At 40.4% G+C, this 14,281-nt stretch carries 22 protein-coding genes and 2 pseudogenes; 13 read left to right on the forward strand and 11 right to left on the reverse strand.

Going from position 1 to position 14,281, the window contains the following annotated elements:
* The 5 genes from AC5JL8_RS37425 to AC5JL8_RS37445 form a co-directional block, all read left to right on the forward strand.
* A partial coding sequence (locus tag AC5JL8_RS37425) for a serine hydrolase (RefSeq protein ID WP_495884747.1) occupies positions 1–895 on the forward strand: 895 nt, incomplete at its 5' end.
* 4 nt (positions 896–899) lie between these two features.
* On the forward strand, positions 900–1,013 hold the full coding sequence (locus AC5JL8_RS37430) for a GFA family protein (RefSeq protein ID WP_495884748.1): 114 nt from the start codon (positions 900–902) through the stop codon (positions 1,011–1,013).
* A gap of 13 nt (positions 1,014–1,026) precedes the next feature.
* Positions 1,027–1,179 (forward strand): GFA family protein, encoded by a 153-nt coding sequence (locus tag AC5JL8_RS37435; RefSeq protein WP_495884749.1) that lies wholly within the window; start codon positions 1,027–1,029, stop codon positions 1,177–1,179.
* Positions 1,180–1,577: 398 nt separating this feature from the next.
* Entirely contained in the window at positions 1,578–2,564 is a 987-nt protein-coding gene (locus AC5JL8_RS37440) for a methyltransferase domain-containing protein (RefSeq protein WP_495884750.1), read from the forward strand.
* Positions 2,565–2,595: 31 nt separating this feature from the next.
* A complete protein-coding gene (locus tag AC5JL8_RS37445) occupies positions 2,596–3,063 on the forward strand; it encodes a polysaccharide biosynthesis/export family protein (RefSeq protein ID WP_495878426.1) in 468 nt (155 codons plus the stop codon).
* Between the two features lie 284 nt (positions 3,064–3,347).
* Here AC5JL8_RS37445 and AC5JL8_RS37450 read toward each other — a convergent pair whose 3' ends face one another.
* From AC5JL8_RS37450 to AC5JL8_RS37460, 3 genes and pseudogenes are all read right to left on the reverse strand, one after another.
* A complete protein-coding gene (locus tag AC5JL8_RS37450; protein WP_495884751.1) occupies positions 3,348–3,629 on the reverse strand; it encodes an HU family DNA-binding protein in 282 nt (93 codons plus the stop codon).
* Between the two features lie 170 nt (positions 3,630–3,799).
* Positions 3,800–3,958: pseudogene (locus tag AC5JL8_RS37455) on the reverse strand (GMC oxidoreductase); the annotation flags it as partial.
* Between the two features lie 162 nt (positions 3,959–4,120).
* Positions 4,121–4,834, reverse strand: coding sequence for a cysteine hydrolase family protein (locus AC5JL8_RS37460; protein WP_495884752.1), 714 nt, complete (start codon positions 4,832–4,834; stop codon positions 4,121–4,123).
* Positions 4,835–5,322: 488 nt separating this feature from the next.
* On the opposite strand from AC5JL8_RS37460, the gene AC5JL8_RS37465 reads away from it, so the two are divergent.
* The 3 genes from AC5JL8_RS37465 to vapC all read left to right on the forward strand — a co-directional run bounded on the left by AC5JL8_RS37465 (position 5,323) and on the right by vapC (position 6,356).
* A complete protein-coding gene (locus AC5JL8_RS37465; RefSeq protein WP_495884753.1) occupies positions 5,323–5,673 on the forward strand; it encodes a hypothetical protein in 351 nt (116 codons plus the stop codon).
* 84 nt (positions 5,674–5,757) lie between these two features.
* On the forward strand, positions 5,758–5,958 hold the full coding sequence (locus AC5JL8_RS37470) for a type II toxin-antitoxin system VapB family antitoxin (protein ID WP_495884754.1): 201 nt from the start codon (positions 5,758–5,760) through the stop codon (positions 5,956–5,958).
* Positions 5,955–6,356 carry a type II toxin-antitoxin system VapC family toxin gene (gene vapC, locus AC5JL8_RS37475; RefSeq protein ID WP_495884755.1) on the forward strand — a complete coding sequence of 134 codons (402 nt, stop codon included), beginning with the start codon at positions 5,955–5,957 and terminating at the stop codon, positions 6,354–6,356. Before AC5JL8_RS37470 ends, vapC begins: the two co-directional genes overlap by 4 nt.
* Positions 6,357–6,773: 417 nt before the next feature.
* Here vapC and AC5JL8_RS37480 read toward each other — a convergent pair whose 3' ends face one another.
* Positions 6,774–6,998 (reverse strand): thermonuclease family protein, encoded by a 225-nt coding sequence (locus tag AC5JL8_RS37480; RefSeq protein ID WP_495884756.1) that lies wholly within the window; start codon positions 6,996–6,998, stop codon positions 6,774–6,776.
* Between the two features lie 801 nt (positions 6,999–7,799).
* On the opposite strand from AC5JL8_RS37480, the gene AC5JL8_RS37485 reads away from it, so the two are divergent.
* Both AC5JL8_RS37485 and AC5JL8_RS37490 read left to right on the forward strand, forming a co-directional pair.
* Positions 7,800–7,976, forward strand: a complete 177-nt coding sequence (locus AC5JL8_RS37485; protein WP_495884757.1) for a hypothetical protein — start codon at positions 7,800–7,802, stop codon at positions 7,974–7,976.
* Positions 7,977–8,089: 113 nt separating this feature from the next.
* On the forward strand, positions 8,090–8,548 hold the full coding sequence (locus AC5JL8_RS37490) for a hypothetical protein (protein WP_495884758.1): 459 nt from the start codon (positions 8,090–8,092) through the stop codon (positions 8,546–8,548).
* Here AC5JL8_RS37490 and AC5JL8_RS37495 read toward each other — a convergent pair.
* The 3 genes and pseudogenes from AC5JL8_RS37495 to AC5JL8_RS37505 all read right to left on the reverse strand — a co-directional run.
* A pseudogene (locus AC5JL8_RS37495) lies at positions 8,533–9,096 on the reverse strand (IS630 family transposase); the annotation flags it as partial. The gene AC5JL8_RS37490 and the pseudogene AC5JL8_RS37495 overlap by 16 nt on opposite strands.
* 22 nt (positions 9,097–9,118) lie before the next feature.
* The gene (locus AC5JL8_RS37500; RefSeq protein ID WP_495884759.1) at positions 9,119–9,478 is read right to left on the reverse strand and encodes a helix-turn-helix domain-containing protein; all 360 of its coding nucleotides are present in this window, start codon (positions 9,476–9,478) and stop codon (positions 9,119–9,121) included.
* 367 nt (positions 9,479–9,845) lie between these two features.
* Positions 9,846–9,974, reverse strand: coding sequence for a hypothetical protein (locus AC5JL8_RS37505; RefSeq protein WP_495884760.1), 129 nt, complete (start codon positions 9,972–9,974; stop codon positions 9,846–9,848).
* A gap of 167 nt (positions 9,975–10,141) precedes the next feature.
* Between AC5JL8_RS37505 and AC5JL8_RS37510 the strand changes: the two genes are divergently transcribed.
* From AC5JL8_RS37510 to AC5JL8_RS37520, 3 genes are all read left to right on the forward strand, one after another.
* Positions 10,142–10,471 (forward strand): hypothetical protein, encoded by a 330-nt coding sequence (locus tag AC5JL8_RS37510; RefSeq protein ID WP_495884761.1) that lies wholly within the window; start codon positions 10,142–10,144, stop codon positions 10,469–10,471.
* Positions 10,472–10,892: 421 nt separating this feature from the next.
* The gene (locus tag AC5JL8_RS37515) at positions 10,893–11,504 is read left to right on the forward strand and encodes a hypothetical protein (RefSeq protein WP_495884762.1); all 612 of its coding nucleotides are present in this window, start codon (positions 10,893–10,895) and stop codon (positions 11,502–11,504) included.
* Complete coding sequence (locus tag AC5JL8_RS37520) at positions 11,479–11,670, forward strand: hypothetical protein (RefSeq protein WP_495884763.1); 192 nt, start codon at positions 11,479–11,481, stop codon at positions 11,668–11,670. The genes AC5JL8_RS37515 and AC5JL8_RS37520 overlap by 26 nt, the downstream gene beginning before the upstream one ends.
* A gap of 439 nt (positions 11,671–12,109) precedes the next feature.
* Here AC5JL8_RS37520 and AC5JL8_RS37525 read toward each other — a convergent pair whose 3' ends face one another.
* The 4 genes from AC5JL8_RS37525 to AC5JL8_RS37540 all read right to left on the reverse strand — a co-directional run.
* A complete protein-coding gene (locus tag AC5JL8_RS37525; RefSeq protein WP_495884764.1) occupies positions 12,110–12,640 on the reverse strand; it encodes a type IV pilin-like G/H family protein in 531 nt (176 codons plus the stop codon).
* Between the two features lie 165 nt (positions 12,641–12,805).
* Positions 12,806–13,630, reverse strand: a complete 825-nt coding sequence (locus tag AC5JL8_RS37530; protein WP_495884765.1) for an alpha/beta hydrolase — start codon at positions 13,628–13,630, stop codon at positions 12,806–12,808.
* Between the two features lie 81 nt (positions 13,631–13,711).
* Positions 13,712–14,143: a thermonuclease family protein gene (locus tag AC5JL8_RS37535; protein WP_495884766.1), complete on the reverse strand. Its 432-nt coding sequence runs from the start codon at positions 14,141–14,143 to the stop codon at positions 13,712–13,714.
* On the reverse strand, positions 14,079–14,281 hold a 203-nt coding region (locus AC5JL8_RS37540), incomplete at its 5' end, for a thermonuclease family protein (protein ID WP_495884767.1). The genes AC5JL8_RS37535 and AC5JL8_RS37540, both read right to left, overlap by 65 nt.

Genomic DNA, 14,281 nt, shown 5'->3' on the forward strand with positions numbered 1-14,281 from the left:
TTTGGTTGATTTACTAGGGCAACCTTTTCCCAAAATCATGCACGAATTAGTGCTTGAGCCTTTGGGGATGACAAATAGCACTTATCAACAGCCACTGTTGGACGATTGGTTAATTAAAGCTGCAACTGCTCACTTCTGCTCTGGTATCCCAATTGAAGGTAAACACCACATTTATCCTGAGATGGCAGCCGCAGGTTTATGGACAACTCCATCAAATTTGGCCAAACTTGCAGTTGAAGTGATGCGAGTATTACATGGTTTTCCTCCTACTGTATGGAATAAACAGACACTAGAACAAATGTTGCGTCCTCAACAGCCAGAGCAGATACAAGGAGCTAATGAGCAGTTTATCGGATTAGGCAATGGATTATTTGTCGGATTAGGATTCTTTGCAGGTGGTGGAATTGGCGATGGTTTCTACTTTTTTCATAGTGGTCACAATGAAGGATTTGTATCACTAATGCGTGTTTACGCTCATATTGGCAAAGGTGCTATTGTCATGCTTAACTCGAATCAAAGCCAATTGATACCAGAAGTCATGCGAGCGCTTGCACTTGAGTATGACTGGCCTGATGCCTTTGCAAAAGAAAAAACAATTGTTCCTGTGGTACAAGCTGATAGATATTGTGGATTGTATTCAACTAAGGCAGGGTTGCAGTTTCAAGTAATAACTCACGACGGAAATTTATTTGTACAATGTCAGCAGCAACCACCATTGCAGTTCTTTCCTACCTCGGAGCTAGAATTTTTTGCCAAAGCTGTAAATACAAATATTTGTTTTGCACAAGATGACACAGGCAACATTACAGCTATGACGTTAAACCAAGCAGGTATTACCAGTTTAAGACAACAAGCTGACCAAACTATTAGAGCAGAGAAACAAAAAGGAGAGTAAAATTGTGAATTTTCCATATACAGGGGGTTGTCAATGCGGAGAGTTCCGTTACGAAATCCGCTCCCAACCTTTAACTCTCTACCTGCGCCATTGCAAAGAATGTCAAAAACAATCATAAGAGTGCCTTTGGAATGTCACTGACCATACCACGGGATGCTTTAGTTATTACTCAAGGACAGCCAAAAGCCTGGATTCGCAAAGCTGACAGCGGACGTGAAGTCAAAAATATATTCTGCAATGAGTGCGGAGCGCAGTTATTTCATGAGCGGGGTGATGCACGGTAACAATAAGCTGTTGAGCTTGAAAGAATGTCACTTATATCTTCTATAAACAGAGCATCAATCTCGCGTGTTTGTATTGATCTTCATGAAAGCACATTCTCCAATTGCATATTTAATTAAAAGCAATTTTATAAAGTTGATTGATGTAATCAGAGAGCATGGCGCAAAGATTTTAATTAATATGTACACTAATATACTACACAAGATAAAGTTGAACAATAAAGTGGGAATAAATTGGTTACGACGCAACTTTGAGGATTTTTCCAATATTGTATAACCTAATCTTTCTAAGAATCACTCTGGCATAAATAGAATTATAGATAATTAAGCATTAACTTTTAATAATCAAGCTTTTTGCCAATTTACCAGCTACATTAACTGTATAGGGAGCTTTCAAAACAATGTCAAACTTACTATATTTTGTAATTGGTGTTCTTCTGCTTTTAGCGATGGGAATTTTGGTTTATTTCCTGACTGCTCGCAAGTATGAATCTTCTGCCACAGTCGCTAATTCCTACGATCAATGGACTGCTGACGGCATCCTAGAGTTTTATTGGGGAGAACACATTCACCTCGGCCACTACGGTTCGCCGCCACGACGGAAGGATTTTTTGGTTGCTAAATCTGACTTTGTACATGAAATGGTTAAATGGGGTGGAATAGAAAAATTACCTCCTGGTACTACTGTCTTAGATGTTGGCTGTGGTATTGGGGGTAGTAGCCGGATTTTAGCGCGAGATTATGGGTTTGCTGTTACAGGGATTACAATCAGCCCTATTCAGGTAAAACGCGCCCAAGAGTTAACGCCCCAAGGGATAAACGCCCAGTTTGCGGTCGATGATGCAATGGCATTATCGTTTCCAGATGCCAGTTTTGATGTTGTCTGGTCGATTGAAGCAGGCCCCCATATGCCTGATAAAGCCGTTTTTGCGCTTGAACTAATGCGGGTGCTAAAGCCTGGTGGAGTTTTGGTTGTAGCTGACTGGAATCAAAGGGATGACCGCAAGAAACCCCTAAATTTCTGGGAGAAAGCAGTGATCAAACAACTCCTCGAACAGTGGTCTCATCCAGCTTTTTCCAGCATAGAAGGCTTTAGTGAGCTTTTAACAGAGACGAAATTAGTCGAGGGAGAAGTAATTACAGCAAACTGGACAAAACAAACGCTTCCTTCTTGGTTAGATTCAATCTGGCAAGGTATAGCTCGACCGAGCGGATTGGTGCGTTTTGGGGTATCTGGTTTTGTCAAGTCTGTGCGCGAGGTGCCGACGTTATTGCTGATGCGTTTGGCATTTGGTACAGGGCTGTGCCGATTTGGAATGTTCCGCGCTGTCCGGATGAACTCACGCACAGAATTGATGGACACAAACTTTGCTCACCAAACTACTTAGAGCTTTGTAATCCGATCTTAAAGTTGTTTTTATGAAAAATTTAACTTCCATCAGCCTTTTGATGACTGTTTTACCTCTACAAATAGCTTGTCTACCAGTATTAGCTACACCGTTGCCTGATGATAGAACTAGCTTGTGTGCCAACAAACCTAATCAAGTACAGCCTAGTACTCAAAGCCATACACAACATCAGGTTCATATTGCCGTGATTGGAGAAGTCCAATATCCTGGAGCTTATTTTCTGCTGAAAACTGCACCACAGAGCCAACATTTGGCAAAGCCTTGCTCATTAGCTACTGTAACTCAAGCGATCCAGGCGGCAGGTGGAATTACTCAATATGCTGATATTCGTCGAGTTCAAATCCGCCGACAAGTATTTAATGAAACTAAGCAAACAATTGATGTAAACCTGTACAAATACTTATCAGCAGAAGATTTAAGCCAAGATATTGAATTACAAGACGGTGACGCAGTTGTAGTACCATTTGTAGAACAATAATTACTACAACCTTTATCAGTCATTAATTAACGCGACTGAAACAAAAATCACTAGAATCCGCATTTTGGCATAATCACCGTTCGCAAACCACCCCATCCCCATCTCTATCAAACCCGTGCGGATCTGGTGGGACAACTCTAAATCTGCGGTAGGGAATATCAGGGCAATTCAAATCTGCCGAGTTGGGTGGTATGCAAAAATCTGGATAAGCGCGCTCACAACAAGCGCACAGTGTCGCAAGTGGCGATTGCCATCTGTAACATCTACGATTTGACAGTTACGACTTATAGTGCTGGTGCTACTTTTTCTTTAAACTGCTTGCCAGCAGAAAACGCAGGCACTTTTGTCGCCCGAATAGTCATTGGCTCATTGGTTTTGGGATTACGCCCCTCGCGAGAAGAGCGCTCACGTCGCTCGAATGACCCAAACCCTACGAGCGTTACCTTCTCACCATTGGCTACAGCTTCGGTCACGACTTCTAAAAAGGCACTGATCACTTGCAATGCTTGCTTTTTTGTGATGTTGGTCTTTGCTGCTACAGCATCCACTAATTCGCCTTTGTTCATAAATCACCCTAAAATGTTGTAAGTAAAGGAAATTTACCATTACTACCTGTTATCAAGAAAGGGGGAAACGACCAACAATCAAGCAGCAAAAGAGCAATGCCATCTGGGAGCATCTGTCAATTTCCGCAAGTTCTATGTGCTTTCGTTTGATTTAATTAGTATTGAAATTACTACCCTCCAAATAGCGATCTAATGATCGCGTCAGTTCCTTTATCAGCAATCATCATAGTTGCTGCTGCTGTATTTGCGGTGATTGACAGCGGAAACACGGAAGGGTCAATTACACGCAGTCCTGATGTACCGCGCACCCTGAGTTCTGTGTCCACATCTTTTCGTTGTCTGGAGTTCTGTGTTTTGCAGCCAGAATTTTAGTGCCACATTCTACTCTCAAAAATGTGAACAAATCTTTCATCAACAGGGTATTGGAAGTTTAAGTAAAGGATTTGGCATAAATTTTTACCGCTCAAAATTTTCAAACACTCTCTTATACACTAAAACAACATTGCCGATAATTCGCTAAAAGAAATCACATATTTCTCTCCAATATTACGTTTCAATATCTTAATCGCTGCTTCATGATATTCTTGCCCACCACTAGAAGCACAACCATCTGATACTACGAACGTCTCAAATCCAGCATCAAAGAGTCCTAAAGCTGTAGCCATCACACAAGCGTCTGTATCAACTCCACACACTGCGACTGTAGTAATAGCATTATTTTGCAGGGCTTGGAGGAGAGCAGGTGAAATCACAAAAGAAGTTGGAGCATGAGAAAAAAAGAAACGAGGTATAGTATTTACTTGGAGCAAAGTCGGTGAAATCGGAGAATATGAAGGCTTATCAAACGTTTTGCTGACAACCTTAATTAAGGTTTTAGAAAGCTCTGTTTCCTGTCCAGACACCATCTCGTTCCAGTTGAGTTGATGAGAAAAGTTAGGATTTCCGTTAAAAAAGCGAGTTGCCCAAATCTGATGAAACGCCCTAGCATTATCAACCACCTTTGGTATAACCGCTTCACATTCAGGTGCGCTTAAAAAGCCATTTTGTAAATCTACCGCTAACAAAATCGCTTTACGTTGGCTTAATGAAGTAGACTGCGCCTGCGTTTTCTTGGCAAAGCCAAGTTGGAAGGTTGCCAATGTTCCTGCTAAGGTGCTGGCATAGTGAAGGATAGCTCTTATATTGATTCTGTTTTCTAACATCATGTTTATCTCTATTTTGTCACTCTGGTAAAAGAATAATCGAAGCATAATTCTGAAACTTTGGCTTCATCAAGATATCGGGTTTTATTTGTTAAAAGAAACTAAAAATTAGAGGCAATCAAAACCATCCCAGCGCACTTCAACTGTCGGTACATTCCAGCACTCGTTCAATGAACAATACTCCCGCAGTCGGTGCAATAAAAAACTGCCCTGGAGCAAGTCCACAGCAGTACCTTGAAAGAAGAGCTTTACAGTCCTACATATATGGGAGACGAATAGGCTGTTGTCTCCTAGTTTACGTATAGTGATTTTGGTATGTAGTCAGATACAGCGAGAGTTCTCCACTTTCCGGACAAATTACAAAAATCTTGAAGCAGGTATGGCACAAGGTACAATTTGACTGTTCAAGTGTTGATAGGATAATCACCAGCCTTAACAGCGGCGATCGCTCAATATTCTCAAAAACAAAAGCCCGATGTATAACTGGTAATATGCCAAAAATACCACAGTGCAATCACTGTCTCCTATATTCACATAACCCTCACATAGTTTGTGCCGTTCATCCAACGGGAGTAGACGGGGATAGCTGCATCGACTTTCGAGAAGACCCAAATGCCCCAGTTGAGGAACTATGGCAGCCAGAGGGGGCAAGTTATTACAACGGCGAGTTGATTCTACAGCCCCGCCCACGCTGGACACAACAGCAACAGTTAGAGTTGCTTGATTGCCATCCGTTGTTTACTGGTAGGTGTCCAGGGTGTGGTGCCAAATATGAATTTGATTACAGGGCACGGGTACATTGGGATTGTGCAAACTGTGGGTGGATGGATGATACTGTGTAGAAATCTCTCAACCCATTTTTCACAACGTGGGGTTTTCTGCTTCATCTATATAATACATAAAAGAACCAATTAATATTGAATTGCATGACAGTTAATCTCCAAATCGACGAAGCTTTAATTCAAGAAGCTCTAGCTCTAAGTAACCAACGAAACGAACGCGATGTGGTCGAACAAGCCCTACGTGAATATGTACAACGTCGTCAGCAGATGAAAATACTTGATTTATTTGGAACAATTGATTATGACGATGATTATAATTACAAACAGCAGCGACAAAAACAATGAAAGTTGTTGTAGATACCTCTGTGTGGTCGTTAGCGTTACGGCGTAATACCCAACAACAAGCTTTATCTGTGGTTCAACGCTTACGTGAGTTAATTGCAGATGAGCAAGTCGTTTTACTAGGTGTTGTCAGACAAGAAGTTCTTTCAGGTGTTCGTTCTACTGAACAGTTTACTAGGCTTAAAGACTCGCTTCGTGCTTTTCCTGATTTGTCGTTAACCATCGAAGACTATGAATTAGCTGCTGAGTTTTATAATACGTGTCGTTCAAATGGTATCCAAGGAGCTAACACTGATTTGTTACTATGTGCAGTAGCTTATCGTCGTAGTTGGTATATATTGACAACTGATCAAGATTTTAGAAATTTTCAAGCATATGTTTCTATAAATTTACTTGATTAATCAGAAAATTGGCGCTCGTACTGATGCTGTCTAAATATACTCTCCCACTGGATTAAACCTACAAATCTAATAGTTATCTTTCGCAACCCACACCATCCCCATCTCTATCAAACCCGTGCGGATCGGGTGGAATTACCCTAAATCTGCGGTAAGGAATATCAGGACAATCTAAATCTGCCGAATTGGGCGGAATGCAAATATCTGGGTAGGATGGATGCCTTCGGCAACCCTAAGAGGGAACGCACTGTTGTGTTTGCGATCGCGTCGTCGTGTCTTGAGTTAGCTTTTGACCTCGCCGGAAATCCCAAGGCATCACCGGCTGCGATTGATTCCAAAATCCTAACTTCTTACCTTTAGCATCAGCTTCAGCCTGAAGAAACTGGTCTTTAGTGCGATAGCCGAAGGCTTAAGCTTCGCTTATCGCATCCTTTGAGATACTGCCGATAAACTTTCATATTGCCCCTCTTGTACCATCGTGAGGTTCACTGAGCGGTTATTCACGAAAATCTCAGCTACAAGCCTTTTATACTTATCACGCTCAATTGACCGAACTTGCACAGACTGACCCACTGGCAGTAGTTGCTGGAGACGAGACTTGGATTGCTGACCCCAAGGATTTTGTTTGAGTTCGGGTGCATCCACACAGCCGAGCCGAACAGTAATTGTTTGCCCTTGTCGGGTACTGGATTTTCAGGCGTTGGAGCAATGGGAAGTTGAGGATTGGAAATAATTGCCCAAATATTTTAACTAGTCTCATCAATTGATTTAGCCGCCTTGATAGCCCTCATTTTTTTTCTGTAGGCATTCTTCCTCTTCGTAGCGCGACTACCTTCTTTTTTTTCAATCAGCGATGTCATTAATGTAGAAGAATTATTATGAAAGTTACCGTTTTGACATTGATAATTGTCTCTCTTTCTGCTTGCTGCCATCTCTACAGCTTCTTGTTCTGTCCACTGCTGTTGTTGCTGTAAGTCTGGAACGTTAAGAAACTGATTTAGTGCCGAAGTGTCCCCTGTAATTTGAGTGATAACCTGAGCTACGGTCTTGCAGCAGCTATGGGGATAACAAACAAATTGTTCCTCACTAAAACGAATGACAACCCAGTTCCTAGATCGAGTGTGTCACCGCGATCGATCGCTGCCAGACGACATCTGGACTAACAGTGTGGGAGAACCTGCTCCGAGTCCCTACTAGCAATAATTGCAGGATGCTTTTTGTACTATTTTTGTGGGTTTACCTTGACCAAATCCTTTGCCAGACATGGTAGTTGGTATATTTGATACAGGGATTTTAGCAGGGTTTGAGGGTTGTGAGGGGGAGCGATCGCCATGCATCCTCTAAGAACGGCGCACTTCAACAGTTATTTCCGTGAAAATGCGATCGCCTGACGATGCTAGAGGTGATTGCTTTACAATTATTCCAAATGACATTTTGGGGATAAAAATGAAGCAAGATGACCGCTATACACTGGTCACTGGGGAATTAGGCGCACATCGGCTTTCAATCCTCAACACAATTCACAAACCCTACACTGAATGGTCTTCTTCGTTATCATCAAGCTCCCGTTGCATCACCCTTGGAATATTAGCTGTAGCTTACTACAAGGGGAGCATCCGCTAATCTCAAAGAGTAAAAAACGCATTATCGTTTCAGCGATCGCTCTTTTCATTTTCTTAGAGGAAACCCTGAACGCATCACTACCAGATTGCCTTATAGAAAAAGTTAGATTGAATATGAATGAGACTTTAGCAGCCACACTAGGGGAATTACAAGCACAAATATATTGGTTACATGATGCTGAGGAGTTTGCAGAATTGGCATCAGCAGCAGCTACTATATATATGAAACTTGGTTACACTCAACAGCAGGCAGAAACAGCAGGTAACTTAATTAGTCAGGCTTATCAATTAGCGGATGATGCAGCTTTAGCCCAGAAAGCAGGTGATTTTGACAGAGAAATGCAGTTTTATTATCAAGCTAAAGATAAATTAACCCAAGTAGAAAATACATTAGTTTATCAAACCAGTATCGCCATACATCAAATGAAATGGTGGATGTATTTTCGTCATAAACAAAAATTACAAATTCTGCTCCACTTATTTTTACAGAATTTTAAAGCGGTAGGGTTGATTAACTTACTTACTGCTCTTAAACTTACATACAGCAGATTGCAGGTTTATGAAGTACAGTAACAGCAGTTTGTAAACCAGTTGTTTAAATGTTTGGGGTTAACCAAATCGAGTGCAGTAGCAATGAGAATATCAATCATTTTCGTGGTGGTTGGAGAAAAGGAGCGTAGAAAAGCTTTTAGTTGTGACCACCAATGTTCAATGGGATTAAAATCCGGTGAGTACGGTGAAAGATATTGAACACTAGCACCCTTGGATTTAATCAACCCTTCAATTGCAGCTACTTTGTGAGCAGGAAGGTTATCCATAACAACGACTGCGCCTGGCCACAACACAGGAAGTAAACATTTTTCGACAAAAACCTCAAAAGCATTTCCACCCATTGACCCATTTAAAGTCATTACCGCCAAGACATTTTTGAGGCTGATTGCACCAATAACAGTAACTTTTGTTCCACGATAAAAGGGTTTTAAGTCATATACTCTTTGTCCTAATGGGCTTCTGGCATGAGTGCGAGTCAACCCTAACAACACCCCCATCTCATCCAAAAATACGAGATTGTCAGGATCTATGTGTTTGACTTGTTCCCAATAATCGCTCCTAAGTTTTTGAACTCTCTCGGTTGCTCCTTGGCTACTGCGTAATGTTTTTTTTTCGAGTCAGTTGCAGTCTTTGTAAAGCACGGCACATCGTAGTGCTACTTACCCATTGATTGTGAGTTTCCCCCAAATACTCACAGTATTCATTCAAGGTTGCATCTGGATATTCTTCTACCATTAAAGCAAGCTGACTTTTATACCCATCCAACTCACTCTTGACACTTCCACCCTGTTTTCCTGGTTCCACATGACCTTTAGTCTTCTTCTGTTTGAGCAGTTTTTGTACAAAAGCTTTGCTTACATCAAATCGAGATGCCACTTGTCTGATTGAGGTGTTTCCTTGTTCGTAAGCTCGGACTATTTTTTCTCGAAAATCGATGGAGTAAGGTTTCATTTTCAGCCTGATGCACTGATTTTAATGTACTACACTTACCCGCAATCTGCTGTATTTTCTAATGGAAATAGGCAGAGTTCACAAATCGCGTGACATCGAAATCACCAAATATAATGCTATACGATACTGGACAGAATTATTGAAAATCAAACCGCCACAATATCCTTATCTTGGTTAAATTGCTTATTTTTAGCCTTGAGTACGATTGGTAAACTACGCATCCTTAACTTTTCCTCTAAAAATCGAGTAAGGGCAATCGCTCACTTTCCAAGAGAACCATCGTAACTATCCTCCCACACTGCCATGAACTCTTCCCACTCCTCGTCTGTCTGGGGTGCTTTGTCTTGTGTCAGTCCCACTATTCGCGCTAGCAACAAGCTTGGTCTAAGCTCTCGCCAAGCTCAACCAACTGGTATTCTAGGTTGGGGTCGTAGCCTTGGGCTAGTAGCTTGGCATACTCAGTATCGGTGATGCCGATGTTGTGGATGTTGGTCATGGTTGGGGGTGATCGCGTCGGTGGTTTTCATGCTCTCGAATGCTGTTATGCGCTCGATGTATGTCTCAATGTCTGCTGTAGCAAAATAAGGGATTATTTAGGTAGGTAATATATAATAATTAAACTAATTTAAATATACTGTTAATTATAGCGATAGATTTAATCCAATGGAACCATTAAATCAAAAGTCCAGATGGGAAGAATGGAAGAGATTGAGAGAGGCTGGGCATGACTATAGAACAGCTTATACTCTATCTTCAGATAATCCTTTAGCTACTCATAATAGATTGAATAAGTTAAGGGAAGATGTTTTAAACTATATTAATAGTGGTAAAAAAGATAAATCTTCTCCCATATATCAAAAACTTAAAAGGCTTCAAGAGAGTAATAGTAAATATCTTCAAGAAAATAGTGAATCAATGAATGATATTTCAAAAGAATACCGAAACCCTTATTATATATATGGTATGAATTTAACAAACTTATTATCAGATTAACAATAGTTTAAATTGTTTCCAAAATTGAGTTTTATAACTTGGTAGATTTTTTGAAAAGCGGGTGAGCGCTAATGTAACGGCCGCTGGAAGTGATTACTTTAATATATTACAATTTTTTAAGTCTGGGAGGAGCGATGGGCTACGCCCCGCCTTAAGAGTGATCGCTCCTACTGCTAGTCTTCCCTTAATAATTGGGGTAATTAGTCTTAGCAAAACAAGCGGTTCAATCTAAGTTTGAGCGTTCGCCTGGGCGTGGGGTGTATGTAGACCATTGCTTGGGGTTTACTCTAAGAATTGGGGCGAGCGCACATTTAGTGGTTTGTGTTTTTGCGCTAGCTTTCGGGTTTATACAAAGTAAGTAACTTAAAGCCAAATATATACATACTACAGTAGTAGATTAGTTAACTCCTGTAATAAGGCAATGTCAAACCCGTACAGTAACAAGAAAAAGATTCGAGGTTGGAAAAAACAGATTAGAAAAATTAACTATTGGAAAAATTACAATCTTACTTTAGATATAGCAAAATTGCACAAGTCTCAACGATATTATGTCAAGGTCACTATTGACCCCTGGTATCGCTTAGTAAGAAGAAATCCTCCGATTTGGTACAATCGATTAATACTAGAGGCTTTAATAGAGATTTATTTAAATTGGCATAAAACACTTCAGGAGTCGGGAGAGCCTTTTTACTTGAAGATATGGTTGTTTGACCATAATTTTATAAACTCTCAAGTTGTAGCGGCGACTGGAGATTGGATTGTTGGATATAACAATACTTTTACAAAGAGCAACGAAGCTAGAACGTTTCCATTTGAGAAATATAAAATTCATAACTTCAGTCTGGAAAATTTTCAGTGGGAACTCTACGCCCAAGAGAATTATTTTTATGAAAAGATTGACCAACTAAGTGAAGCAGAAATTCACAAAATCAAACAGAAAGCTTACAGGTCAGGTTTTCTCCAGAATGGTGATAGATACTTTGCTATTAAAATAGGAGATGTTTGGATTGGAACGTTACGCACGTTATCTTAGGGCAACCATCAAAACCGTTTATGGTAGACACTCTGCGCCATCGCTTGACTACCTATTAAATTACTCTGCTGCCACTTTACCTAATGCCATCTCTAAACGACTGGTAAATTCTGAAGGGCGATCGCTTGTTAGAATTAGTTGCTCAATTGCTAGTTTGAATTACTGATTGAAATTGTCTTACTTTTAGCGACTTTCTCTGTTTGTATGCGTTGTTTAGGTTGTGGTTTAAACGGCAATTGATTTCTCACTTAATCACTTGTAAATTTTCTGACATAATCAAGAGATTAATTAAGTAGTCAACCATGCTCAAATCAACTTTCGCGCATTATTAATTCATGCATTACAATCAGTGGGAGCTTTGACGCGTTCGCATAGCATCTGGTAGAGGAAAGATGAACAAATTAAAAACTTTTATTTCTTCTTAATGCGTACATTTTGAGTTCAAAAAATGCTCAGGTGTCAAAAATTTTACTGTATCAATTGCTAGTATTTTTATTGTGCTTTGGAGTGTTTACTGAGAATAAAATCCAAATGTAGTAGTATAATTGTAAATCCGAAAAATCCTTCTAAAAACGAAAAATGTCATTCATTGTTTGCAGACTATCCTATTTGATAGTTTCAAAACCGATAGGGCAGCTAAAATTACCTTGTTTAAAAATAGGTCGGGGAGGATAAGCTAAAGTCTGTTTTTCGGAGCGGCACATTATTGAAATAGTAGTTTTATTTTTTTGCTCGTAAGCAACTGCACCTATCAGGCTGTTGAAGCCCTGTTTGGTCAGTCCTAATTGAAATACATCAGTTGGAAATTCTTTTATCGGAGTTGCATATATAAATGACTTATCCTTACTCATGTCTACGGTATATCGATAGCGGCTTGTAGCTGCTGGTGCATCTCCATCTCCAAGCTCTAACAACCTATACGATTGAGCAAAAGCTGATTTCTCCGAGAAATATGCTTGTTGTGCCTTAATAAATCTTCCAACTGTAGCTTTACTGCTATCACCACAGCCACAGCTTGGTGGAACTCGAATGAACATAATCGGAATCCCAAGTAATAATCCTCCAGTTCCAATAATTAACAAGATTTTTTTCAAGATATTGTCGCTATGGTTACTTGGCTTATTTACACCAGACATATACAAATTTCAAACTAATAGTGCATATTTCATAAATAGCCGCATTCCACCCTTCATTGGGATAGTATTGCTACCGAGTTAAACTGTTCCAGGCAAAATAATAAAAATTTGTTATCTTCATCGGCATGAAGGTTTTGCAGTCAGCGCAATAGTTTTACTAGAGTTTTAATTGTATTTTTCTACAAGTTGTTGAAAGGATAGTAAAGTTTGTTGATGGCGTTCACCTGCTATCCAAGTAAAATCATCATGTCCTGCTTGTGCTATCCAAAGAGACATTTTAGGTTCTGGTGCAGCTTCAAAAAGTGCTTGACCGTGTTTAAAAGTAATTGTTTGGTCAGCTTGACCATGCATAACTAGCACAGGGCAACGAATTTTTCGCAGTTTGTCAAGGTTAGAGAATTTGTCGAAAGGAAGTAAGGCAAAAGGTACAACGACTTGGAAAGCAGAGATAAATGTACTCTCCAAGATTAAACCAGCAACCCAATAACGAGTTGCTAGTTCAGTTGCTGATCCTCCTCCTACTGACCGACCGTAGATGATAATTTGCTTAGGAGGAATTTTAAGTTGTTGTGTCAAGTATTTGTAGGCAGTATCAGCATCTTGATATGCATTATGTTCACTTGGCTTACCATCGCTTGTTCCGTAACCACGGTAGTCAAAAGCAAAAACACTAAATCCCCAACTATGTAAGCGATCTAACGCAGGACGAATATTACCAATATCTTCTGCATTACCGTGAATGTAGAGCAAAGTATACGCAGATTGAGGGTTGGGCAAGTATATTGCTGAAATCTGTTCATTATCAGTGACAGGTAGTTTGAGAATACTTTCACTGTCTTGATAGCTCGCAGGCTGAGGCAAAAAAATCATACTGTCTGCTCGAAAAAAGACATACAGTCCGAAAAAAGTGTAAATCAACAGTATTGATCGCACTAGTCTTTTCCAACTAAATTCTCCGAGCAGCAATTTCTTTAACGGCAATTGAGGCATAAATGTGTACTTTAAGCTTCAGTAACTAAATTATTCCCAAAGTTTTGGCTTTGCTCGTGATTTGTCATTGTTGAAAATACTTTAGTCGTGCCAGACTGTGCCTGCTCTAGCGTCATACCAACTCGTCCGACTTGTGGTTCTGTGTACACGGCATAAAAGAAAAGCGTTGAAGCAAGCGGAAATCCGCTCGCAACCCACACCATCTCCATCTCTATCAAACCCGTGCGGATCTGGTGGAACAACTCTAAATCTGCGGTAGGGAATATTAGAACAATCCAAGTCTGCCGAATTGGGTGGTATGCAAATATCTGGGTAAGCCCCGTCGCATTGTTGTGTTTGCGATCGCGTGTTGGCAGGCTGAGTGTTTTTCTTACCTCGCCTAAAATCCCAAGGCATCATCGGCTGCGATTGATTCCAAAATCCTAACTTCTTACTTTTAGCATCAGCCTCAGCTTGGAGCAATTGTTGTTTGGTGCGATCGCATCCTTTGAGATACTGCCGATAAACTTTCATATTGCCCCTCTTGCACCATAGCAAGGTTAACAGAACGGTTATTCACAAATACCTCAGCTACAAGCCTTTTGTACTTATCACGTTCAATCTGTCGAACTTGTACTGACTGGTCTACTGGCAGTACTTGTTGAAGACGAG

It is taken from the genome of Mojavia sp. (assembly GCF_059505145.1).

Bases quoted from the DNA above. Each gene is read 5' to 3' on its own strand.
- AC5JL8_RS37510 (WP_495884761.1), top strand. From the start codon at position 10,142: ATGGAACCATTAAATCAAAAGTCCAGATGGGAAGAATGGAAGAGATTG.
- AC5JL8_RS37440 (WP_495884750.1), top strand. From the start codon at position 1,578: ATGTCAAACTTACTATATTTTGTAATTGGTGTTCTTCTGCTTTTAGCG.
- AC5JL8_RS37485 (WP_495884757.1), top strand. From the start codon at position 7,800: ATGAAGCAAGATGACCGCTATACACTGGTCACTGGGGAATTAGGCGCA.
- AC5JL8_RS37470 (WP_495884754.1), top strand. From the start codon at position 5,758: ATGACAGTTAATCTCCAAATCGACGAAGCTTTAATTCAAGAAGCTCTA.
- vapC (WP_495884755.1), top strand. From the start codon at position 5,955: ATGAAAGTTGTTGTAGATACCTCTGTGTGGTCGTTAGCGTTACGGCGT.
- AC5JL8_RS37525 (WP_495884764.1), bottom strand. From the start codon at position 12,640: ATGTCTGGTGTAAATAAGCCAAGTAACCATAGCGACAATATCTTGAAA.
- AC5JL8_RS37435 (WP_495884749.1), top strand. From the start codon at position 1,027: ATGTCACTGACCATACCACGGGATGCTTTAGTTATTACTCAAGGACAG.
- AC5JL8_RS37500 (WP_495884759.1), bottom strand. From the start codon at position 9,478: ATGAAACCTTACTCCATCGATTTTCGAGAAAAAATAGTCCGAGCTTAC.
- AC5JL8_RS37535 (WP_495884766.1), bottom strand. From the start codon at position 14,143: ATGAAAGTTTATCGGCAGTATCTCAAAGGATGCGATCGCACCAAACAA.
- AC5JL8_RS37465 (WP_495884753.1), top strand. From the start codon at position 5,323: ATGCCAAAAATACCACAGTGCAATCACTGTCTCCTATATTCACATAAC.
- AC5JL8_RS37515 (WP_495884762.1), top strand. From the start codon at position 10,893: ATGTCAAACCCGTACAGTAACAAGAAAAAGATTCGAGGTTGGAAAAAA.
- AC5JL8_RS37445 (WP_495878426.1), top strand. From the start codon at position 2,596: ATGAAAAATTTAACTTCCATCAGCCTTTTGATGACTGTTTTACCTCTA.
- AC5JL8_RS37530 (WP_495884765.1), bottom strand. From the start codon at position 13,630: ATGCCTCAATTGCCGTTAAAGAAATTGCTGCTCGGAGAATTTAGTTGG.
- AC5JL8_RS37490 (WP_495884758.1), top strand. From the start codon at position 8,090: ATGAATGAGACTTTAGCAGCCACACTAGGGGAATTACAAGCACAAATA.
- AC5JL8_RS37460 (WP_495884752.1), bottom strand. From the start codon at position 4,834: ATGATGTTAGAAAACAGAATCAATATAAGAGCTATCCTTCACTATGCC.
- AC5JL8_RS37450 (WP_495884751.1), bottom strand. From the start codon at position 3,629: ATGAACAAAGGCGAATTAGTGGATGCTGTAGCAGCAAAGACCAACATC.
- AC5JL8_RS37505 (WP_495884760.1), bottom strand. From the start codon at position 9,974: ATGACCAACATCCACAACATCGGCATCACCGATACTGAGTATGCCAAG.